At 70.4% G+C, this 19887-nt stretch carries 24 protein-coding genes; 6 read left to right on the plus strand and 18 right to left on the minus strand.

Features of this window, described 5'->3' with window-relative positions:
- Window positions 1-50: 50 nt before the first annotated feature.
- On the minus strand, window positions 51-266 hold the full coding sequence (locus OG285_RS08090) for a hypothetical protein (RefSeq protein ID WP_164267867.1): 216 nt from the start codon (window positions 264-266) through the stop codon (window positions 51-53).
- A 392-nt stretch (window positions 267-658) separates the two neighbouring features.
- On the minus strand, window positions 659-940 hold the full coding sequence (locus OG285_RS08095; RefSeq protein ID WP_356832736.1) for an acylphosphatase: 282 nt from the start codon (window positions 938-940) through the stop codon (window positions 659-661).
- A 133-nt stretch (window positions 941-1073) separates the two neighbouring features.
- Here OG285_RS08095 and OG285_RS08100 point away from each other — a divergent pair, with 133 nt between their 5' ends.
- Entirely contained in the window at window positions 1074-1970 is an 897-nt protein-coding gene (locus OG285_RS08100) for a CAP domain-containing protein (RefSeq protein WP_371790609.1), read from the plus strand.
- Between the two features lie 51 nt (window positions 1971-2021).
- Here the strand turns inward: OG285_RS08100 and mutM are convergent, their stop codons facing one another.
- The 9 genes from mutM to OG285_RS08145 all read right to left on the minus strand — a co-directional run bounded on the left by mutM (window position 2022) and on the right by OG285_RS08145 (window position 11245).
- A complete protein-coding gene (gene mutM / locus OG285_RS08105; protein WP_356832740.1) occupies window positions 2022-2933 on the minus strand; it encodes a bifunctional DNA-formamidopyrimidine glycosylase/DNA-(apurinic or apyrimidinic site) lyase in 912 nt (303 codons plus the stop codon).
- A gap of 105 nt (window positions 2934-3038) precedes the next feature.
- Window positions 3039-3842 carry a ribonuclease III gene (rnc, locus tag OG285_RS08110; RefSeq protein ID WP_356832742.1) on the minus strand — a complete coding sequence of 268 codons (804 nt, stop codon included), beginning with the start codon at window positions 3840-3842 and terminating at the stop codon, window positions 3039-3041.
- A gap of 19 nt (window positions 3843-3861) precedes the next feature.
- Entirely contained in the window at window positions 3862-4035 is a 174-nt protein-coding gene (gene rpmF / locus OG285_RS08115) for a 50S ribosomal protein L32 (RefSeq protein WP_030753522.1), read from the minus strand.
- A 2-nt stretch (window positions 4036-4037) separates the two neighbouring features.
- A complete protein-coding gene (locus OG285_RS08120; RefSeq protein WP_356832798.1) occupies window positions 4038-4682 on the minus strand; it encodes a YceD family protein in 645 nt (214 codons plus the stop codon).
- Window positions 4683-4864: 182 nt separating this feature from the next.
- Window positions 4865-5983, minus strand: coding sequence for a cell division initiation protein (locus OG285_RS08125; RefSeq protein ID WP_371793482.1), 1119 nt, complete (start codon window positions 5981-5983; stop codon window positions 4865-4867).
- A gap of 132 nt (window positions 5984-6115) precedes the next feature.
- Window positions 6116-6607 (minus strand): pantetheine-phosphate adenylyltransferase, encoded by a 492-nt coding sequence (coaD, locus tag OG285_RS08130; RefSeq protein WP_356832802.1) that lies wholly within the window; start codon window positions 6605-6607, stop codon window positions 6116-6118.
- A 26-nt stretch (window positions 6608-6633) separates the two neighbouring features.
- Window positions 6634-7218 carry a 16S rRNA (guanine(966)-N(2))-methyltransferase RsmD gene (gene rsmD, locus OG285_RS08135; RefSeq protein WP_371790610.1) on the minus strand — a complete coding sequence of 195 codons (585 nt, stop codon included), beginning with the start codon at window positions 7216-7218 and terminating at the stop codon, window positions 6634-6636.
- 59 nt (window positions 7219-7277) lie between these two features.
- On the minus strand, window positions 7278-9491 hold the full coding sequence (recG, locus tag OG285_RS08140) for an ATP-dependent DNA helicase RecG (RefSeq protein WP_356832746.1): 2214 nt from the start codon (window positions 9489-9491) through the stop codon (window positions 7278-7280).
- Window positions 9492-9562: 71 nt separating this feature from the next.
- Window positions 9563-11245: a DAK2 domain-containing protein gene (locus OG285_RS08145; RefSeq protein WP_371790611.1), complete on the minus strand. Its 1683-nt coding sequence runs from the start codon at window positions 11243-11245 to the stop codon at window positions 9563-9565.
- Between the two features lie 245 nt (window positions 11246-11490).
- Between OG285_RS08145 and rpmB the strand changes: the two genes are divergently transcribed.
- Entirely contained in the window at window positions 11491-11676 is a 186-nt protein-coding gene (rpmB, locus tag OG285_RS08150) for a 50S ribosomal protein L28 (RefSeq protein WP_015036441.1), read from the plus strand.
- Window positions 11677-11832: 156 nt separating this feature from the next.
- On the opposite strand, the gene thiD is transcribed toward rpmB, so the two are convergent.
- Together thiD and OG285_RS08160 are read right to left on the minus strand one after the other, a co-directional pair.
- Window positions 11833-12651 carry a bifunctional hydroxymethylpyrimidine kinase/phosphomethylpyrimidine kinase gene (gene thiD / locus OG285_RS08155; protein ID WP_371793483.1) on the minus strand — a complete coding sequence of 273 codons (819 nt, stop codon included), beginning with the start codon at window positions 12649-12651 and terminating at the stop codon, window positions 11833-11835.
- Window positions 12621-13586 (minus strand): thiamine-phosphate kinase, encoded by a 966-nt coding sequence (locus OG285_RS08160; RefSeq protein ID WP_356832752.1) that lies wholly within the window; start codon window positions 13584-13586, stop codon window positions 12621-12623. The genes thiD and OG285_RS08160 overlap by 31 nt, the downstream gene beginning before the upstream one ends.
- Window positions 13587-13869: 283 nt before the next feature.
- Between OG285_RS08160 and OG285_RS08165 the strand changes: the two genes are divergently transcribed.
- Both OG285_RS08165 and OG285_RS08170 read left to right on the plus strand, forming a co-directional pair.
- The gene (locus OG285_RS08165; protein WP_266852578.1) at window positions 13870-14103 is read left to right on the plus strand and encodes an Lrp/AsnC family transcriptional regulator; all 234 of its coding nucleotides are present in this window, start codon (window positions 13870-13872) and stop codon (window positions 14101-14103) included.
- Window positions 14104-14122: 19 nt separating this feature from the next.
- Window positions 14123-14593 (plus strand): DUF3515 domain-containing protein, encoded by a 471-nt coding sequence (locus tag OG285_RS08170; RefSeq protein ID WP_356832755.1) that lies wholly within the window; start codon window positions 14123-14125, stop codon window positions 14591-14593.
- Window positions 14594-14613: 20 nt separating this feature from the next.
- Here the strand turns inward: OG285_RS08170 and OG285_RS08175 are convergent, their stop codons facing one another.
- The 3 genes from OG285_RS08175 to OG285_RS08185 are packed head-to-tail and all read right to left on the minus strand — an operon-like array spanning window position 14614 to window position 17562.
- A complete protein-coding gene (locus OG285_RS08175) occupies window positions 14614-15777 on the minus strand; it encodes a D-alanine--D-alanine ligase family protein (protein WP_356832757.1) in 1164 nt (387 codons plus the stop codon).
- Between the two features lie 34 nt (window positions 15778-15811).
- Window positions 15812-16813, minus strand: coding sequence for an NAD(P)H-dependent glycerol-3-phosphate dehydrogenase (locus tag OG285_RS08180; RefSeq protein WP_356832759.1), 1002 nt, complete (start codon window positions 16811-16813; stop codon window positions 15812-15814).
- Window positions 16810-17562: a lysophospholipid acyltransferase family protein gene (locus OG285_RS08185; RefSeq protein ID WP_356832761.1), complete on the minus strand. Its 753-nt coding sequence runs from the start codon at window positions 17560-17562 to the stop codon at window positions 16810-16812. Before OG285_RS08185 ends, OG285_RS08180 begins: the two co-directional genes overlap by 4 nt.
- A 138-nt stretch (window positions 17563-17700) precedes the next feature.
- On the opposite strand from OG285_RS08185, the gene cofC reads away from it, so the two are divergent.
- The gene (gene cofC, locus OG285_RS08190; RefSeq protein WP_371790612.1) at window positions 17701-18435 is read left to right on the plus strand and encodes a 2-phospho-L-lactate guanylyltransferase; all 735 of its coding nucleotides are present in this window, start codon (window positions 17701-17703) and stop codon (window positions 18433-18435) included.
- A gap of 83 nt (window positions 18436-18518) precedes the next feature.
- On the plus strand, window positions 18519-18731 hold the full coding sequence (locus OG285_RS08195) for a hypothetical protein (RefSeq protein WP_371790613.1): 213 nt from the start codon (window positions 18519-18521) through the stop codon (window positions 18729-18731).
- A 70-nt stretch (window positions 18732-18801) separates the two neighbouring features.
- On the opposite strand, the gene OG285_RS08200 is transcribed toward OG285_RS08195, so the two are convergent.
- Complete coding sequence (locus OG285_RS08200; protein WP_356832767.1) at window positions 18802-19461, minus strand: HU family DNA-binding protein; 660 nt, start codon at window positions 19459-19461, stop codon at window positions 18802-18804.
- Between the two features lie 125 nt (window positions 19462-19586).
- Window positions 19587-19832 carry a hypothetical protein gene (locus OG285_RS08205; RefSeq protein WP_266852593.1) on the minus strand — a complete coding sequence of 82 codons (246 nt, stop codon included), beginning with the start codon at window positions 19830-19832 and terminating at the stop codon, window positions 19587-19589.
- Window positions 19833-19887 lie beyond the last annotated feature (55 nt).

The following is a 19887-nucleotide window of genomic DNA, read 5'->3' on the forward strand; positions in this document are numbered from 1 at the left end:
CTCAAGCGGCTGTACGGATCAGCCCGGCCGGTACCCTTGTGGGGTGTGGGTCAGGTGAGCGCAGGCTCCGCCTGGGGTACGTCCATGTCGATACCGTCGAGCAACGAGTCTCCGTGGTGCTGAACTGCGGCGGCCAGCGCGTCGTTCTCGGACTGAATCCGTACGAGCTCGGATTCGAGGTCCTGGACGCGCTGCTGGAGCCGTCGCATCTCGGAGAGAAGTCGCGGGTCGGAACCGCCGACGTAACCGAGAAGCGCCTTTGCCATGATGGATGGTCCTCCACACTGAGTGACCGACCGAAGAGTGGTGGGTCGTAGGGGGAATCGCACCCGCGGAACTCGGCAGCCTCTGTCTTGTCTGCTGTTTTCTCTGCTTTTCTCGCTGCCGAGCAGCTGAGGTGCGCGGGGCTTCCAGAGTCTCACCAAAAAGTTTGACGGTCAACACGATCACACCCCGTATCGATGGGCAGACCCGGGGGCACACGCCGGACGGTGTCCGGTGCGGCTCTCCTGCGGGGCCCAGGGGGCGTGGAGATCATTCCTACTGCGGCAGCCTGGCACGGAGAGCGCTTCTTGGCAACCACCAGGCATTTTCTGCCTCACGGATATGCCGGAGGCAGATCAGCAGGACCCCGCGGCCGCCGCCGGGACCGGCCCCGTCAACGGATTTCGAAGCTCTGGTAGACGTGCCGCGGAGTGTCCCAGATCTCAGTGACACCGTCGACGCGGCCGGGTGTGTCGGACGACCTCAGCCACTCCAGGAGAAGGTCGCACTTCTCCCGGGGTCCTTCGGCGACGACCTGCACCCTGCCGTCCTCCAGATTGAGGGCGAATCCCGTGAGTCCGCCGATCCGCAGAGCGTTCGCCCTGGTGAACCAGCGGAACCCGACGCCCTGGACCTTGCCGCGCACCCAGGCGGCGAACCGTACATCTTCGTTCATGTCTGCACGCTAACCGGCCAATTGCCCTGGCAGCACTTCGCCCCCATGCCCCATGGACTACAGTCCCGAGCCAACGAACTTCACCTGTACGGGTGAGCCGCGTCGACGCCGGCCACGAGGAAGGGCACCGCGCATGGGACGACACAGCCGCTCCGCCGCCGGACCCGCAGCCGTTGATGATCCGGCGGCCCCCGGGAACCGGCGGCGGAACCGGGCGCACGGCAAGGGCCGGGGCTCCACGCCCGTACGCACCGGGCTGCTGGGGGTGTCGGCGGCCGTCGCGGTGGGCGCCGTGGCGATGGCCTCGGGTCTGCTGCCCGGCGGCGACACCTACACGCTGGGCGGCTCGGGCGGCGGCGGCCAGGTACGCGCCGACGGCGTACCGGACCTCCAGACCCAGGGCGGATCGTCCGCCTCACCCACACCGGACTCCCCGTCCGCACCGGCCGGGACCTCCGCCGCCCGGGCACACGCCCCGTCGGCCTCGCCGTCCCCGCACAAGCCGAAGGCCTCCGCCCCGCCTTCGCAGCGGAAGCAGCGCAGCCCCGCCGCACGGAGCGCGTCCCCCAGCACGGCACCGGCCCGTACGGCGGCGCCCGGAGCGGCGCCCCGGCACACCGAGTCCGCGCACACCGAAGCGGCCACCAGCGCCGAGAGCACCGCGGCCGCGACGGTTGTCGGCCTGGTCAACAAGCAACGGGCCCAGGCGGGTTGCCGGCCGGTGCGGGCCGATGCGGAGCTGGCCTCGCTGGCCGGGAACTTCAGTGACGAGATGGCTTCCCGGGGCTTCTTCGACCACACCGATCCGGACGGGGCCACCCCGTGGGACCGTGCGGACAAGGCGGGCGTGCAGGGCCTGGGCGGCGAGAACATCGCGCGCGGCCAGGCCGACGCCGCCGCCGTGATGGACTCCTGGATGCACAGCCCGGGGCACCGCGCGAACATACTCAACTGCGACTTCAGGACGCTCGGCGTCGGCGTCCACCTCGGCACCGGCGGGCCCTGGTGGACCCAGGACTTCGGCTACTGAGACAGCTCCGGCCACTGAGCCGTTCCCGCAGGTGAACGGCTGGTCCGCTGCTCAGCCGCGCGGTCCGGCGGGCGGGCGCTGGCAGCGCGGGCAGAAGTAGCTGGACCGGTTCATCCAGGGGCGGCGGCGCATCGGGGTGCCGCAGCGGCGGCACGGCTCGTCCTCCCGCCCGTAGGCGTCGAGCGACCGGTCGAAGTAGCCGGATTCGCCGTTCACATTGACGTAGAGGCTGTCGAAGCTGGTGCCGCCGACAGCGAGAGCCTGGTTCATCACGTCCCGTACATGTCCCAGGAGTTCCGCGGTCCGGGGGCGGGTGAGCGTGGCCGTGGGGCGCTCGTAGTGCAGCCGCGCGCGCCAGAGCGCCTCGTCCGCGTAGATGTTGCCGACCCCGCTGATCAGCGACTGGTCGAGCAGGGCGCGCTTGATGGTGGTGCGGCGCAACCGCAGCGCCGCGTGGAACGCGGCGTCGTCGAACTCCTCGTCCAGCGGGTCCCGGGCGATGTGCGCGATGACGTCGGGCAGCCCCTCGGGGGTGTTCGCGTGCAGCGAGAGCCCGCCGAAGGTCCGCTGGTCGACGAAGCGCAGCTCGGTACCCGCGATGTCGTCGAACCGGATGCGGATCCGCAGGTGCTTCTCGTCGGGGACCGCTTCGGGCTGGACCAGCAGCTGCCCGCTCATCCCGAGATGACCGAGGACCGAGTACCCGGTGCCGGGCTCCCCGCCCGCGGAAGAGCCGGCGGCGGCAGCGGTGGCCGCGTCCTCCAGTGGCAGCCAGAGGTACTTCCCCCGGCGGCGGGCCACACCGAACCGGTGCCCGCGCAGGGCGGCGGCGAAGTCCTCACCGCCCGCGATGTGACGGCGTACCGCACGGGGGTGCAGTACCTGTACATCGGCGATGGTGCGGCCGGAGACCCAGCGTTCCAGTCCGCGCCGTACGACTTCGACCTCGGGCAACTCGGGCACGCTGCTCCTCAGGGGTGGATCACCGTGGCCGGTGAAGGGGGCTGAGAGGGACCATGAAAAGAACCGCCCGCCCCCCGGAGGGGACGGGCGGGGAAAGAACCGGCGTCAGGCCGAGGCCGTGCCGGCGGCCGGAGCCGGAGAGGTGTCGGCGTCCTCTCCGTGGGCGGCGGGGGCGGCCTCCGCCGCCACCGCGCGCTCCTCCGCCGCGGCGCTGATCGCACGCCACGCGGACTCCGCCGCCTGCTGTTCCGCTTCCTTCTTGCTGCGGCCGGTGCCGGTGCCGTACGAGACACCACCGACGCGAGCGGCAGCGGTGAAGGTCTTCTCGTGGTCCGGACCGGTCTCACTGACCAGGTATTCCGGGACCCCGAGGCCTTCGCTTGCGGTGAGTTCCTGGAGGCTGGTCTTCCAGTCCAGGCCCGCACCGAGGTTGGAGGACAGCTCGATGAGGGGGTCGAAGAGCCGGTGTACCAGCTCGGACGCCGCTTCGAGGCCCTGATCGAGATAGACGGCGCCGATCACCGCTTCCAGGGTGTCGGCGAGGATGGATGCCTTGTCCCGCCCGCCCGTGCCTTCTTCGCCCCGGCCGAGCCGGATGAAGAGACCGAGTTCGAGCTCTCGGCTCACCCCTGCGAGCGCACGCGAGTTGACCACCGCCGCCCGGAGCTTGGCCAGCTGGCCCTCCGGGAGATCGGGGTGGGTGCGATAGAGCGTGTCCGTGACCACCAGGCCGAGCACCGAGTCCCCGAGGAACTCCAGCCGCTCGTTGGTGGGCAGACCGCCGTTCTCGTACGCGTACGAACGGTGGGTCAGCGCACGCACCAGAAGGGCGGACTCGAGTGTGTACCCGAGCCGCCCTTCCAGAAGCGTGTGGGACGAGGCATTGTCCGTCTTGTTGACGTCAGACATTGCGCCTCTCACCAGCCGCTCAGACCTCGAGGACCTGGCGCTTGTTGTAGGTGCCGCAGCTCGGGCACGCGATGTGCTGGAGCTTCGGCTCCTGGCAGCGCTCGCACGCAACCAGGGTGGGGACCGCAGCCTTCCACTGCGACCGGCGGTGGCGCGTGTTGCTGCGCGACATCTTCCGCTTCGGAACAGCCACGGCTACTTCTCCTGCTTCTCGTCGACGCCAGGTTCGGCGCCGTCAACGTTGTCCTTCTCGCCGACCTGGCCGGTCCCGACGAGTCCCTGCAGCGCCGCCCAACGTGCGTCGACGGCGTCATGGTGGTGGCCGGGTTCGTCATCCAGCCTGATTCCGCATTCGGAACACAGGCCGGCGCAATCCTCCCGGCACACCGGCTGCATCGGCAGTGCGAGCACCACCGCATCACGCAGCACGGGTTCGAGGTCGAACAAGCCGTCCTCAAGGGGGGTGATTTCCTCGTCCTCGTCGTCGGCACTGTCAGCCGGGTCCGCCTTCTTGCTGCGGCCCCGGTCGTCGGCTTCGGGGTACGAGAACATCTCCTGGAAATCCGCTTCGAGCTCTCGCTCCAGCGGCTCCAGACACCTTACGCACTCCCCCTTGGCGGATGAACGGGCGGTGCCTGTGACAAGCACCCCGTCCATGACCGACTCAAGGCGGAGCTGCAGTTCTACGGGAGTGCCTTCCGGCACTCCGATGACCCCGTCGATGCCGAGGTCCTTGGGGGCTGCGACCGAGCGGGTAAGCCGCTGGAGCGCACCGGGACGCCGGCCCAGCTCGTGTGTGTCGAACACGAGGGGGTTGCGGTGGTCGAGGCGGGCGTTCAGGGCTCTTCCTGCTTTCGGATCGCTGAAGACTGGGGAATGAGGCGCCGCCGCGTCGGGAACCGTCCGGAGACCATCGGAACGGGCAGCACAGATCGCGGAGGTACGGGCGACCGAAGAGCCAGGATACTGGACCGGCCGCCGTAGACCCAATCGGCCCCTTCGGGCTCAGGATCCCCCGGGCTTCAGCGCCCCTGTTCGTACTCGCGCAGCTGATCCAGGTTGATCATGCTGGTGTCGAAGAGGCTGGTCTCGTCGAGGGCGCCCTGCTGCTGGGGGTGGAGCGGCTGCTGCACCTGCTGGGACTGCTGGACCTGGTCGGGCTGCTGGAGCTGGTCGGGCCCCGGGTAGCCGTAGCCGTCGTGCTGCTGGGGATGCTGCTGATAGGCGTACGGGTCGTGCTGGTACGCGTACTGCTGCTGCTGGTACGCGTAGGGGTCCTGCGGCTGGTGCTGGTAGCCGTACGGGTCGTACACCTGCTGGACCGGCACGTCCGCGAGATGCTGCGGCGGCTCCTCCGGCGGCAGCTGGGCCGCCATCGGGGCGGGCACCTGGACCGGCGGCTGGACGGCCGCCGGGGCCTGCGGCTCGGCCAGGTCCGAGAGGAAGTCCGCGTCGCTGCTGTGCCTGCGGCCCATCTCGTCCTGCTCGGCCATGTGCACGCCCAGTTCGTCGGACGCGACCCGGCCGTGCAGCTTCTGCCTGCCGCGCCCCACGGCTTCGAGGGTCTTGGCCATCACGGCCTCGAAGGCTCCGAGCTTGGTGTCGACGTACTCGTCGGCCCGCATCCGCAGTGTCTCGGGGTCCTGGCTGCGCTCCGGGGCCTCCGGGTCCTCGTAGCCCTCCTCGTCCAGGCCCGGGCCGCGGCCGAGCAGCTTCTCGCGGCCGCGGTCGACGGACCCGATGGTCTTGGTGAGGACGACCTCGAAGTTCGCCAGCTTGGAGTCGACGTAGTCGTCGGCCTCCGCGCGGATCTCCTCGGCCTCCCGCCGGGCCTCGGCGAGCACCCGGTCGGCCTCGTCCTGGGACTGCCGGGCGACCTCGGTGTCGGAGATGAGGGAACCGCGCTGGGCGTGCGCCGCCTCGATGATCCGCTCGGCCTCGTCACGGGCCTGCTCGACCAGCTGCTCACGGCCGCCGATCAGCTCCTCGGCCTGCGCCAGAGAGCCCGGCAGGGCCTCGCGCACCTCCTGGAGCATCGCCAGCAGCTCGGCGCGGTTGACCACGCAGGAGGCCGACATGGGCATGGACCTGGCACTGCCGACCGTGTCGACGATCTCGTCGAGCTTCTTCTGCACGTCCACCGTGTGCGCCACCTGTTCTTCCGGCCTGGAGACGGACGGGGACGACTGTACGGCCAGTCGGCGCCCGCCCGACACCTGGTGACGGTTCGTCAGTTCAGTGCGGCGGCCGGGTGCTCCGCCGTCACGCGGCCGTCAGCCGGCTTCCCGCTTCTCGGCGAGCCGCTGCGTCAGGGCATCGCGGACCAGCGGCGGCAGCAGGTGCGAAACGTCCCCGCCCCAGGTCGCAACCTCCTTGACCAGGCTGGAGGAGAGGAAGCTGTAGGTCGGGTTGGTGGGGACGAACAGCGTCTCGACCCCCGAGAGCCCGTTGTTCATCTGGGCCATCTGCAGCTCGTAGTCGAAGTCACTGACCGCGCGGAGCCCCTTCACGATGGCCGGGATGTCGCGCTGTTTGCAGAAGTCGACGAGAAGGCCGTGGAAGGACTCGACCTCGACGTTCCCGAAGTCGGCCGTGACCTGGCGGATCATCTCCATCCGCTCCTCGATGGAGAACAGGCCATGCTTCGACTGGTTGATCATCACGGCCACGTGTACGACGTCGTACAGCTTGGAGGCGCGGGCGATGATGTCGAGGTGTCCATTGGTGATGGGGTCGAATGACCCCGGACAGACGGCGCGGCGCAACTGAAGTCCCTCGCTCCCGGGTCCGGTCATCGTGCGTCTTCGCACGTAGAGGCGGCGCGACCGTACCAAAGCGTGGCCTCGCCGTACCGACGGGCCCGCAGCGGCTCACATCCCTTGGGCCACTTGAACTCTCCGCCTCTTGTGCTCCGTTCCACCGTGACGAGCGCCTCGCCGCTGAGCCACCCCTGGGCACGGAGTGTGAGCAGGATCTCGCGAAGATCGTCATCGGTGACGGCGTACGGCGGATCGAGGAAAACCACGTCGTACGGGGCCTCCGGCGCCGGTCCTGTCACGATCTGTTCCGCTTTACCGGCCCGCACCTCCGCCCCGGGGAGACCGAGCGTACGGACGTTGTCGCGGACCGTGGCCACCGCCCGCGCGTCCGCCTCCACGAGCAGGGCGTGCGCCGCGCCGCGGGAGAGCGCCTCCAGGCCGACGGCGCCCGACCCCGCGTACAGATCGGCGATCCGGGCCCCGTCCAGGGTTCCGATGAGCGCCTCCCAGGTGGAGAAGAGCCCTTCGCGCGCACGGTCGGATGTGGGGCGGGTGCCGTTGCCCGGCGGTACGGCGAGGCGGCGCCCGCCGGCCGTACCGGCGATCACGCGGGTCATCTCAGTCCTTCTCGGTGGGCGGAGTCTGTCCTGTTCGGGCTCCTGTCCCGGCCAGTCTCTCAGCCCTTGTCGAGGTACCGCTCGCGCTCCTGGTCGAGGAGGGCGTCCAGGGCGGTGCGCAGGGCGGGCAGCCGGGTCAGCTCCGGGTCGGCGGCGACGACCTGGGCCGCCTCCTCGCGGGCCGCCGCGATGACCTCCTCGTCGTCGATGACGGCGAGCATCCGCAGCGAGGACCGCACACCGGACTGGGCCTGACCGAGGACATCGCCCTCGCGGCGCTGTTCGAGGTCGATGCGGGAGAGCTCGAAGCCGTCGAGAGTGGCGGCCACGGCGCCGAGCCTGGCGCGGGCGGGGCCGGCCTCGTGCGCCTCGCTCACCAGGAGGCAGAGTCCCGGCGCCGAGCCGCGGCCCACCCGGCCGCGCAGCTGGTGCAGTTGCGATACGCCGAACCGGTCCGCGTCCATGATCACCATGACGGTGGCGTTGGGCACGTTGACCCCGACCTCGATGACTGTCGTCGCGACCAGGACATCCACCTCGCCCGCCGCGAAGCGGCGCATGACGTCGTCCTTGTCGTCCGGTGCCATCCGCCCGTGCAGCAGCTCGATGCGCAGCCCCTTCAGCGGCCCGTTCCTGAGCTGTTCGGCGGTCTCGACCACGGCGAGCGGGGGCCGCTTGTCCCCGTCGGCCTCGGCGGCGGCCGCCGCCGCGTCATCGGATCCGGGCTTGCGCTTCTTCGGCTCGTCCTCGCCGTCCCCGATGCGCGGGCACACCACGTACGCCTGGTGGCCGTTCTCCGCCTCCTCGCGCACCCGCTCCCAGGCGCGGGCCAGGAAGTGCGGCTTGTCCTTGGCCGGTACGACATGGGTGGCGATCGGGGAACGGCCTGCGGGGAGCTGGTCGAGAACGGAGGTCTCCAGGTCCCCGAAGACCGTCATGGCGACCGTGCGGGGAATGGGCGTGGCCGTCATGACCAGCAGATGGGGCGGCTGCTTCCCCTTGCCCCGCAGCGCGTCGCGCTGCTCGACACCGAAGCGGTGCTGCTCGTCGACCACGACCAGTCCGAGGTCGTGGAACTGGACCTTGTCCTCGATCAGCGCGTGTGTCCCGATGACGAGTCCGGCTTCACCGGTGACCAGGTCGAGCAGCGCCTTGCGGCGGGCAGCCACGCCCATGGAACCGGTCAGCAGCACGACCTTGGTGGACTGCTCGCCGCCGCCGAGCATCCCGCCCTCGGCCAGCTCGCCCATCATCTCGGTGATGGAACGGTGGTGCTGCTGGGCGAGGACTTCGGTGGGCGCGAGCATCGCGGCCTGGCCGCCCGCGTCGACGACCGCGAGCATCGCCCGCAGCGCGACCATGGTCTTGCCCGAGCCGACCTCGCCCTGGAGCAGCCGGTGCATCGGGTGCTCGGTCGCCAGTCCGGCGAAGATCTCTCCGGTGACCTTCTGCTGGCCTTCGGTGAGGGTGAAGGGCAGCTTGGCGTCGAAGGCGTCGAGCAGCCCGCCCGGTACGGGTTTCCGCGCCACCGCGGGCAGTTGGGTCTCGGCGTACCGCCGCCTGGCCAGCGCGACCTGGAGGACGAAGGCCTCGTCCCACTTCAGCCGGTCCCGCGCCACCGCGACATCGGCCTTCGTCTGCGGACGGTGCACCTTCAGCAGCGCGTCGGGCAGCGTGGTCAGCCCGCGTCCGCCGCGCAGCGCGGGCGGCAGCGGGTCGGCGGCCTCCTGGGCGGCGGGCAGTACGGCGTCGACCGCCTTGGCGATCTTCCAGGACTCCAGCCCCTTGCAGGCCGGATAGATGGGGATCAGCTCGTTGGCCCAGGCCTCGACGGCGCCCGCGTCGGTGTCGGCGTCCAGCAGTTCGTATGTGGGGTGGGCGAGCTGGAACCTCTGGTTGAACTTGGAGACCTTGCCCGCGAACATCGCGCGGCGGCCGGGGAGCAGCTCCTTCTGGGGCTTGTGGATGCCCTTGCCGAAGAAGACGAGCTGCAGACGGCCGCTGCCGTCGGTGATGTTCACCTCCAGGCGCCGTCCCCTGCCCTGGTTGAAGGTGAGCACCCGCGCGTCGGCGACCTGGGCGAAGACGGTGACGTGTTCGTCCAGGGGCAGCTCGGCGAGCTGGGTCAGCTCACCGCGTTCGGCGTACCTGCGGGGGTAATGGTGCAGCAGGTCGCCGACCGTGTGCAGGTCGAGGTGCTCGGCCATCACCTTGGCGGTGGGGGCGCCGAGCGTGTTCTTGAGGGGTTCATCGAGCGCGGGCACGCGGTCCATTGCACACCATGGGTCCGACAGCGGGGGTATTTCCCCTCCCGGACCCTGCCCCGCCCGGTGGCCTCCCCCCGCTACTCGACCCCGATCAGCAGCGGTGCCAGCTGGCGGCCGCCGTCGTAGACCACCGTGTCGACCGCCAGGTGCCCGCCCCGTACGAACCCTTCGAGGCGGTCGGCGACCGCCACCGGTACCCCGTCGCCCAGCACCAGCGTCACCAGTTCGCCGCCCGCCGAGAGCATCCGGTGCAACACCGTCTCGGCCGTGCTGACCAGATCCGCCCCGATCACCGCCACATCGCCGTCGATCAGCCCCAGTACATCGCCGGCCTGGCAGATACCGGCCGACGTCCAGGACTGCCGTTCGGCAACTGCCAGTTCGGCGTAGCGGGTGGCGCCGGCCGCCGCAGTCATCGCGACGACGTCCTCGTCGAACCGCCGCTCGGACTCGTGCACGGCCAGCGCCGCGACGCCCTGGACGGCCGCCCGGGTGGGCACGAGGGCCACCCGCACACCCTCCGCCCTGGCCTGTTCGGCCGCCGCCGCTGCCGTGTGGCGCAGTTCTGCGTCGTTGGGCAGCAGCACCACCTCACGGGCGTGCGCGCGCCGGATCGCGTCGACCAGTTCGCCGCTCGCGGGCGGCTCTCCGGGGCGGGCCAGCACGGTGGTGGCACCGGCCTCCTGGCACAGGGCCGCCAGCCCCTCGCCGGGGACGACCGCGACCACCGCGCGCTGGACCTGCTCGGGCGCCGGGGTCCCGGCCGCGCCGAAGTGGGTGATACGGATCCGGTACGGGCGTCCGGCGTCGACCCCGGCCTCCACGGCCGCACCGGCGTCGTCCACATGGACATGGACGTTCCAGAGGCCGTCGCCGCCGACGACGACCAGTGAGTCGCCGAGGCCGTCCAGCCGGGTGCGCAGCCGGGCCACGGCGTCGTCGGTGGCCTCCAGGAGGTAGATCACCTCGAAGGCCGGGCCGCCGTCGGCCGGGCAGTCGTCGGTGAACTGCGGGGGCAGCACGGTGGGGGCCCGCCGCCGCTCGGCGGCCGGGGCCTCCCCGGAGAACGCCCCGGCCAGCGCGGCGAGCACATCCACCAGACCTCGGCCGCCCGCGTCCACGACGCCCGCGCGGCCGAGTACGGCCAGCTGTCCGGGGGTCGCGTCCAGCGCCGCGCGCGCCCCTTCGTATGCGGCGCGCGCCACCGCCGTGCAGCCGGCGCGGGCCGGTGCGGATGTGTCCGTACGAGCGGCCGCAGCCGCTTCGGCCGCGGCGGTGGCCACCGTCAGGACGGTGCCCTCCACCGGGTGCGCGACCGCCTGGTACGCCGATTCCGCCGCCCGGCGAAGCGCCTCGCTCAGCAGTTGCGCGTGATCATCGTCACCCGCGGGCGCCCCGAGCACCTCGGCCATGCCGCGCAGCAGCTGGGCCAGGATCGTGCCCGAGTTGCCGCGGGCCCCGATGAGCGCGCCGTGTGCCATCGCCCGTACCGCGTCCGCCAGCGCGGGTGCCGAACCCCCGCCGTCGGTTCCGTCACCGGTTCCGGAGTCGCCCACGGTCCCGTGGGCGACGAAGACCGCTTCCACCGCCTGGGCCGCGGATTCCACGGTCAGATAGAGGTTGGTGCCGGTGTCCCCGTCGGCGACCGGATAGACGTTGATCGCGTCGATCTCCTCGCGGTCCCTGCCCAGCGCTTCCAGCGCCAGTGAGCACCAGGTGCGGACCACGACGGCATCCATATCGTCGGGCGGCTGCGGCACCTGAAGCCTCCTTGAGCAGCGGGGTTGAACCGCAGGGTAGCCCTCGGCCGGGGAGCGGGGCGGGGGCCAGGACCGGGAAGGGGGCGGTGCCAACCATGGTAGTTTCGTTCCACCGGCGCAGTCGTTGTATGCTGCTTCGGTTGCCCGATGAGAATCGGGCCATTCCTCCGGTACCGCCACTTCAGTCAATGATTCCGGCGCGCCGGAATTCACTGTAAGTGCACCTGAAGTCTTTGGAGTGACCCGTGGCTGCCAACTGCGACGTCTGCGGCAAGGGGCCGGGCTTCGGCAACAACATTTCGCACTCGCACCGCCGTACTCCGCGTCGCTGGAATCCCAACATCCAGCGCGTGCGTGCAGTGGTCGGTCGGACGCCGAAGCGGCTCAACGTCTGCACCTCGTGCATCAAGGCCGGCAAGGTCTCGCGCTAATTTGTGGTTGCTCCCCGCCTGTGCGGGGACTGGCCCCGCCGACGTTTCGTCGTAGCGCAGCCTCTTGCGGTTGCCTTGAAAAGCCGGTCCACCTCGGTGGACCGGCTTTTTCGCATTCCCGCACGGCGATGTCACCGGTTCGGTGAGCTCAGCCGGTCACCGGCGGAACCGCCAGCCGTGGTCCACCGGGCCGATGCCCGAACCGAGCGGGAACCCGGCCGCGATGGCGCCCGTGACGTACTCCTTGGCCGCGGTCACCGCGTCGGGCACCGTCAGACCGCGTGCCAGCTGGGCCGCGATCGCCGACGCCAGGGTGCATCCGGTGCCGTGCGTATGGCGGTTGTCGAGCCGGGGCGCCCGCAGCCAGTGCTCCTCGCTGCCGTCGGTGAGCAGATCCACCGCGTCACCCGCGAGATGACCGCCCTTGACCAGCACCCACTTCGGCCCGTGCGCGAGCACGGACGCCGCCGCGCGCGGCAGATCGCCCTCGCTCTCCACCTGTACGCCGGTGAGCTGGGCCACCTCGTCCAGGTTGGGGGTGGCGACAGTGGCGACCGGCAGCAGCCGCTGCCGTACGGAGTCGAGCGCCGACGCGGCGAGCAGCGGGTCGCCGTGCTTGGAGACCCCCACCGGGTCGACGACCACCGGGGCCCGGGTCCCGGCCAGCAGCCCGGCCACCGTCTCCACCAGCTCCGCCGACGACAGCATCCCGGTCTTCACCGCGTCGACGCCGATGTCGTCCACGACCGCGCGGTACTGGGCGCGGACGGCGTCGGCGGGCAGCTCCCAGGCGCCCCGCACGCCCTGTGAGTTCTGGGCGGTGACCGCGGTGAGCACGCTCATTCCGTGCACCCCGAGGGCGAGCATCGTCTTCAGGTCGGCCTGGATGCCCGCTCCGCCGCCGGAGTCCGATCCGGCGACGGTCAGGACCAGCGGTGGCGCCGTCACGAGGGGTCCTCTCCGAAGTGGTCCCAGCCGCCCTTGCTGGTCCACGGCGCTCCGTCGACCGTCACATGGGGCAGCGCGGAGGGGTTGACCACTTCACCGATCACCTTCCAGCGGGCGGGCAGTTTCACATCCGGCGGGAAGGTCGCCACGATCGCGTGGTCCTCTCCCCCGGTGAGCACCCACTGGAGCGGATCCACCCCGACGGCCTGTCCGATGTCGCTCATCTGCGTGGGGATGTCGATGGACCCCGCCCGCAGGTCGATCCGGACCTTGCTGGCCTCGGCGATGTGCCCGAGGTCGGCCACCAGTCCGTCGCTGACGTCGGTCATCGCGGTGGCGCCGAGGCCGGCGGCAGCGGGGCCCGCGTGGTATGGCGGTTCGGGGCGCCGGTGCGCCTCGACGAAGGCGCGGGGCGAGCGGAATCCGCGGGAGAGCACGGCGAACCCGGCGGCGGACCAGCCGAGCCAGCCGGTGACGGCGACGACGTCGCCGGGCCTGGCGCCGGACCTGGTGACCGGTTCGTGGTTGCGCAGGTCGCCGAGTGCGGTGATGGAGACGGTGATCGTCTCTCCTCGTACGACATCCCCACCGACCACGGCGGCCCCCGCAACCTGGCACTCGTCGCGGATGCCGTCCATCAGTTCGGTGGGCCAGGTGACCGGGAGCTCGGCGGGCACGACGAGCCCCAGGAGTATCGCGGTGGGCACCGCGCCCATGGCCGCGATGTCCGCGAGGTTCTGCGCGGCGGCCTTGCGGCCCACGTCGTACGCGGTGGACCAGTCCCGGCGGAAGTGCCGCCCCTCCAGCAGGATGTCCGTGCTCGCCACGACCCGCCGGTCGGGAGCGGACACGACCGCGGCGTCGTCGCCGGGCCCCAGCCGTACCGCCGGAGTCGTCGTGAGCCGGGAGGTGAGCTCTCTGATCAGCCCGAACTCCCCGAGCTCCCCCACAGTGCCCTTCATCGCCCGTCGCCTCTCCTCGTGATCCGGACCTGGTGTCCGGGCTGTCCGCAGGCCTGCCCGCGGGCGGGATGCCCCGTATATCCCGAATGACCCCGCTCGGCCGGCGCTCGCGGGCTCCCACTGCCGTAGGTACCGTCAATCAGGTACGTCAACTCTGTATCCCATACGCCCCGTACGCGTGTGACTGCCGGGTGCGCGGGTCTCCCCGCCGCCCGGAGCGACGCGATACCGTGGCGTCCCTTTCTCTCCCCCACATGATCCTCGTGGCCGCCTTGGAGGTTCCGTGGTACAGGCGTACATCCTCATTCAGACCGAAGTGGGCAAGGCGACAGCGGTCGCCGAGCTCGTCGGGAAACTCCCCGGGGTGATCCAGGCCGAGGACGTGACCGGTCCGTACGACGTGATCGTGCGCGCACAGGCCGACACCGTCGATGAGCTCGGCCGCATGGTGGTCGCCAGAGTCCAGCAAGTGGACGGCATCACGCGCACCCTGACCTGCCCGGTCGTCCATCTGTAGCCCCCTCTACGCTGAGCCGGTGACGTCCCATCGCTACCGGCTCCTGTCCCTGTCCGCCGCCGCCCTGCTGCTGGCGGCCGCGGGCTGTTCCTCGACGGACGACAGCACGTCCGTCGCGGTTCCCGAGCCTCCCGCGGCCCAGGTCAAGCTCTGCCGGGCGCTCGACAAGAAGCTGCCGAAGACCGTCGCGGGACTGACCCGCGGCGATCCGGAACCGACGTCCGAACTGACCGCCGCCTGGGGGGATGCGGCGATCGTACTGCGCTGCGGGGTACCGCGACCCGCGGAGATGGACGACTCCCAGGCCCAGGCCGTCGACGCGAACGGGGTCAACTGGCTGCTGGAGCAGCGGGACAGCGGACCCCGGTTCACGACCACCTACCGCAAGGCCTACGTCGAGGTGACCCTGGGGCAGAAGTACGCCCACGACGTCACCCCGCTCTCGGACTTCGCGGGCGCCATCAGGAAGACGGATCCGTCCAGCCTGTGAGGGCCGGCCGGCCAACGGTCTCAGCGCAGCCCCGTCGAGCGGCTGAGCGCGGCCTGGATCAGCCGGTCCACCAGCTCCGGGTAGCCGACGCCGCTCTCCTGCCACATCCGCGGGTACATCGAGATCGGCGTGAAGCCCGGCATGGTGTTGATCTCGTTGATGACGAACCCGCCGTCCTCGGTGAGGAAGAAGTCGGCGCGCACCAGGCCCTCGCAGGACACCGCCTCGAACGCCTCGACAGCGAGCCGCTGCACCTCGGCGGTCTCCTCGGCGGTCAGCGGTGCGGGCACCATGCCCTGCGCCGACTCGCCGGGGATGTACTTCGCCTCGAAGTCGTAGAAGTCGTGCGACGTGACCGGCGGGATCTCGGCGGGCACGCTCGCCCGCGGCCCGTCCTCGAACTCCAGCACCCCGCACTCGATCTCGCGGCCGCGCAGCAGCGCCTCGACCAGCACCTTGGGGTCGTGGCGCCTGGCCTCCTCGACGGCGTCGTCGAGACCGGCCAGTGAGTCGACCTTGGTGATGCCCATCGACGAACCGCCGCGTGCGGGCTTGATGAAGAGCGGCCAGCCGTGCTCGCCAGCGAAGTCCACGATCTTCTTGCGGGCGGCAGCCGGGTCCAGGTTCCACTCGCGGGGGCGGATCACCTCGTACGGGCCGACCGGCAGCCCGTAGGAGAGGAACACCCGCTTCATGTACTCCTTGTCCTGGCCGACGGCGGACGCGAGCACGCCCGCGCCGACGTAGGGCACGCCGGAGAGTTCGAGCAGCCCCTGCAGGGTGCCGTCCTCGCCGTAGGGGCCGTGCAGCATCGGGAAGACCACGTCGACGTCGCCCAGCGCCTTGGGCACCGAGCCCGGCTCGCTGTAGACGACTTCGCGGTTGCCCGGGTCGACGGAGAGCACCACGGTGCCCTCGGCCCCTTCGGCGATGGCGGCCACCGACGGCAGGGTGCGGTCGGCGATGGCCATCCGCTCGGGATCGTCCGCGGTCAGCGCCCAGCGGCCGTCCGTGGTGATGCCGATGGGCAGTACGTCGTACTTCGTCCGGTCGATGGCGCGCAGGACGGCGCCCGCTGTGACCACCGAAATGGCGTGTTCGGAGCTGCGCCCGCCGAAGACAACCGCCACACGCGGCTTACGACGCTGCTGCTCAGGGCTCTGGGATGAGTTCTCGCTGCTCATATCGGGTTGAGGGTACCTGCTGGTACGTATCGAGTCAGCGTCGCTCGGCCTTGGCGCTGCGGGACATCAGTTCCTTCAGCGCGACGACCGGCGCCTTCCCGTTGTGGACGATGTCCACAACGGTTTCCGTGATGGGCATTTCGACACCGTGCCGGCGGGCCAGATCGGCCACCGACTCACAGGACTTGACGCCCTCGGCCGTCTGGCTGGTGGCCGCGATGGTCTCCTGGAGCGTCATGCCCCGGCCGAGGTTGGTGCCGAAGGTGTGGTTGCGGGAGAGCGGCGACGAACAGGTGGCCACCAGGTCGCCCAGGCCCGCGAGTCCGGAGAAGGTCAGCGGATCCGCGCCCATCGCCAGGCCCAGACGGGTGGTTTCGGCGAGTCCCCGGGTGATCAGCGAACCCTTGGCGTTGTCGCCGAGCCCCATGCCGTCGGCGATCCCGACGGCGAGACCGATCACGTTCTTGACGGCGCCGCCCAGTTCACAGCCGACCACGTCGGTGTTGGTGTACGGGCGGAAGTACGCGGTGTGGCAGGCGGTCTGGAGCCGCTGGGCCACTGCTTCGTCCCGGCAGGCGACGACGGCGGCAGCGGGCATCCGGCCGGCGATCTCCTTGGCCAGGTTGGGCCCGGTGAGTACGGCGACGCGCTCGGCGGGGACCTTGCCGACCTCCTCGATGACCTCGCTCATCCGCTTGGCCGTGCCGAGTTCGACGCCCTTCATCAGCGAGACGAGGACGGTCCCGGGGTGCAGCAGCCCCGTCCAGTCGGCCAGGTTGGCGCGCAGCGTCTGCGACGGCACGGCGAGCACCGTGAACTCCGCGTCGCGGGCGGCCTCGGCGGCGTCGGCGGTGGCCCGCACCGACGCGGGGAGTTCGATTCCCGGCAGATAGTCCGGGTTGGTGCGGGTGGTGTTGATGGCGTCGGCGAGAGCGGCCCGGCGTCCCCAGAGGGTCACCTCGCATCCCGCGTCGGCGAGGACCATGGCGAAAGCCGTGCCCCAGGATCCGTTGCCGAAGACGGCTGCTCGCGTCACTTGGTGCCCTCTCCTGCGGCCCTGCGGCGCTCTGCGGCGCGGGCCTTGCGGTGGTCGTACGGTTCGGCGGGCGCCTGCTCACCGCGCAGGTCCTCCAACAGGGCGGTGATGGCGGCCATGATGGCCTCGGTCGCCTCCCTCAGCACCTCGGGCGTCGGGTCCTGGCCGTAGAACCGCGTGAGGTCCACCGGCGGTCCGGCCTTGACCTGAAGGGTTTTGCGCGGGAAGAAGTGGATCTTCTTCGCGCCCGCGTACGGCGGCATCGCGAGGTTGGCACCCCACTGGGCCACCGGGATGACGGGCGCCTTGGTGAGCAGCGCCGCCCGTGCGACCCCGCTCTTGGCGGTCATCGGCCACTGGCCCGGGTCGCGGGTGAGGGTGCCTTCGGGGTAGAAGGCGACGCACTGGCCCTTCTCCACGGCGGACACGGCCGCCCGGAAGGCGCCGAAGGCGTTGGAGGACTCGCGGTAGACGGGGATCTGGCCGGTGCCACGCAGCAGTATTCCGACGACGGGCACCTCGAAGAGCGCCGCCTTCGCCAGGAACCGGGGGACCTTGCCCGTGTTGTACTGGAAGTGCCCGTAGGAGAACATGTCGAGATATGAGTTGTGATTGACAGCGGTGATAAATCCGCCGTCATCCGGAATGTGCTCCATTCCGCTCCAGTCCCGCTTGAACAGAACCAGCAGCGGCGGTTTGGCAATGACCGCCGCCAGGCGGTACCAGAAGCCGATTCTGCGGCCGGACACTCGGACACCTTCCTCTTGAACCTCAACGCTGCCTGGCCACCGGATGTCACCTGTCGCCCCAGGCCCCTGCTCTGTCGAGAACACCGTACGCCCGGCCCGGCCCGCCCGGTATCGCGGGCTCGGGCCACAATGGGGCCGATGCCGAACACGGATCGGACCGCCAACTGGTCCCTGGTGGTACCCCTGAAGCCCTTGTCGCTGGCGAAGAGCAGACTCTCGCCGACGGCATCCGACGCGGTGCGCCCGGGGCTCGCCCTCGCCTTCGCGCAGGACACGGTGGCGGCGGCGCTGGCCTGTTGCGCCGTGCGGGATGTGGCCGTCGTCACCAGCGACGCGCTGGCCGCCGCCGAACTGGCCGCGCTGGGTGCCCGGATTGTGCCGGATACGGCAGCGGCGGGTCTGAACCCCGCCCTGGCACACGGCGCGCGTGCGGTCCGCGAGCTGCGCCCGGGGGCCGCCGTGGCCGCGCTCAACGCGGACCTTCCCGCACTGCGCCCGGCAGAATTGCGACGGGTGCTCGACCGGGCGGCGGAATTCCCCCGCGCATTTCTCACCGATGCCGCCGGAATCGGCACGACTTTGCTGACCGCGCGGCCGGACACGGAATTGAGCCCGGCATTCGGCGGGCTGTCACGGGCCCGGCATTCCGCGTCGGGGGCCGTGGAAATACTGCTCGAAGGCGTCGCTTCGGTCCGCCAGGACGTGGACACCGGTGACGATCTGCTGGCCGCCGCGGCACTGGGGCTGGGACCTCACACGGCCCGCAGGTACGCGGCCGTCACCGGGGGGCGCGGGCCCGGGGGCTGGTCGGCAGGCCGGCCGGAACACGGGGACGACCCCCGGTCGCCTGCCGGTCCGACGCCCTGTCCGTAGCCCTGTCGCAGCCCTGTCGCGCCCCTGCCGCTTCCCTGTCGGTGGCCGGGAAAGCCCGTCACGGAACGCCGTAAGCTGCGCTCATGCAGGCGACCGCGTACACGTACGACTCCGAGACCCGCAGCGGCAGTGTGCTGCTCGACGACGGCACCCCGGTGGATTTCGGTGCCGCGGCCTTCGACGCGGGGGGCCTGCGGCTGCTGCGGCCCGGGCAGCGCGTACGCATCGAGACGGCGGACAACGGCGGCGGGAGCGGAGCCTCGCAGATCACGCTGGTGACGCTCCAGACGTTCTGACGCCCGGAAACGCACCGCGGGCCGGGCTCCCCAGGGGGAGTCCGGCCCGACGCGTGGGTGACCGTACCGCTTACTTCTTCCTGGCGGTGGCCTTCTTGGCGGTGGTCTTGCGTGCCGTGGTCTTCTTGGCCGGGGCCTTCTTGGCCACGGCCTTCTTCGCCGGCGCCGTCTTCTTCGCGGTCGCCTTCTTGGCGGTGGCGGCCTTCTTCGCCGGGGTCGCCGACTTCGCGGCCGTCTTCTTGGCGGTGGTGGCCTTCTTCGTCGCGGTGGCCTTCTTGGCCGCCACCGTCTTCTTGGCGGCGGTCTTCGCAGCCGTGGTCTTCTTCGCGGCCGTCTTCTTGGCGGCGGTGGCCTTCTTGGCCGCGGCCTTCTTGACGGTCGTACGGGTGGAAGAACCGCCCGAGAGGCTGCCCTTGGGCGCCTTCTTCACGGCCACGTCGTTCTTCGGGAGCTTCTTCGAGCCGCTGACCAGGTCCTTGAAGCCCTGTCCCGCGCGGAAACGCGGCACCGAGGTCTTCTTGACCCGCACGCGCTCACCCGTCTGCGGGTTGCGGGCGTAACGGGCCGGCCGGTCGACCTTCTCGAACGAGCCGAAGCCGGTGACCGACACGCGGTCGCCGCCGACAACTGCGCGGACGATCGCGTCCAGTACGGCATCGACAGCGTCTGCGGCCTGCTGGCGGCCACCGACCTTGTCGGCAATGGCCTCTACGAGCTGCGCCTTGTTCACGTCTTCCCCTTCGGAGACATTGCCTGAACGAAACTGTTCAGGCTTTTTCGCACGTTAGGCAGATATATACCGCAAATCAAACACGAAACGGTCTAATCACCCTTGTGCCGCAACGAACTCAACCGTCACGGAGATCCACCAAGGGAGTTGCCATCGGGGAATCGACCCTCGTCGAGGTCCTTCATCAACCGATCCAGCCGCGTTGCTGCATCGGTGAGATCGTGCTTCGCCGCGGCCGTGATGACCAACAGCTTCCGGGACAGCGCCATCCTTACGCCCTCCGGGACTTGCAGTTCACGCACCCTTGCGTGCGCTTCTTTCATTTGTTCGGCGACTTCCGCGTAAAGCTTGAGTTGGTTGTCGCGTTCCATGCGCCGATTGTGCCATCTGGGGCGAGTTGTCGCCCGGCGGGGGCTCAACAAGCGA

This window comes from Streptomyces sp. NBC_01471, assembly GCF_041438865.1.
Classification (GTDB): Bacteria; Actinomycetota; Actinomycetes; order Streptomycetales; family Streptomycetaceae; genus Streptomyces.

What these genes read in the sequence shown, in the direction of transcription:
- OG285_RS08205 (WP_266852593.1), bottom strand. Translation starts at nt 19,832, where the DNA reads ATGGAACGCGACAACCAACTCAAGCTTTACGCGGAAGTCGCCGAACAA.
- OG285_RS08195 (WP_371790613.1), top strand. Translation starts at nt 18,519, where the DNA reads ATGCAGGCGACCGCGTACACGTACGACTCCGAGACCCGCAGCGGCAGT.
- OG285_RS08175 (WP_356832757.1), bottom strand. Translation starts at nt 15,777, where the DNA reads ATGAGCAGCGAGAACTCATCCCAGAGCCCTGAGCAGCAGCGTCGTAAG.
- OG285_RS08090 (WP_164267867.1), bottom strand. Translation starts at nt 266, where the DNA reads ATGGCAAAGGCGCTTCTCGGTTACGTCGGCGGTTCCGACCCGCGACTT.
- OG285_RS08160 (WP_356832752.1), bottom strand. Translation starts at nt 13,586, where the DNA reads ATGAAGGGCACTGTGGGGGAGCTCGGGGAGTTCGGGCTGATCAGAGAG.
- recG (WP_356832746.1), bottom strand. Translation starts at nt 9,491, where the DNA reads ATGGACCGCGTGCCCGCGCTCGATGAACCCCTCAAGAACACGCTCGGC.
- OG285_RS08095 (WP_356832736.1), bottom strand. Translation starts at nt 940, where the DNA reads ATGAACGAAGATGTACGGTTCGCCGCCTGGGTGCGCGGCAAGGTCCAG.
- OG285_RS08100 (WP_371790609.1), top strand. Translation starts at nt 1,074, where the DNA reads ATGGGACGACACAGCCGCTCCGCCGCCGGACCCGCAGCCGTTGATGAT.
- cofC (WP_371790612.1), top strand. Translation starts at nt 17,701, where the DNA reads ATGCCGAACACGGATCGGACCGCCAACTGGTCCCTGGTGGTACCCCTG.
- rsmD (WP_371790610.1), bottom strand. Translation starts at nt 7,218, where the DNA reads ATGACCCGCGTGATCGCCGGTACGGCCGGCGGGCGCCGCCTCGCCGTA.
- rnc (WP_356832742.1), bottom strand. Translation starts at nt 3,842, where the DNA reads ATGTCTGACGTCAACAAGACGGACAATGCCTCGTCCCACACGCTTCTG.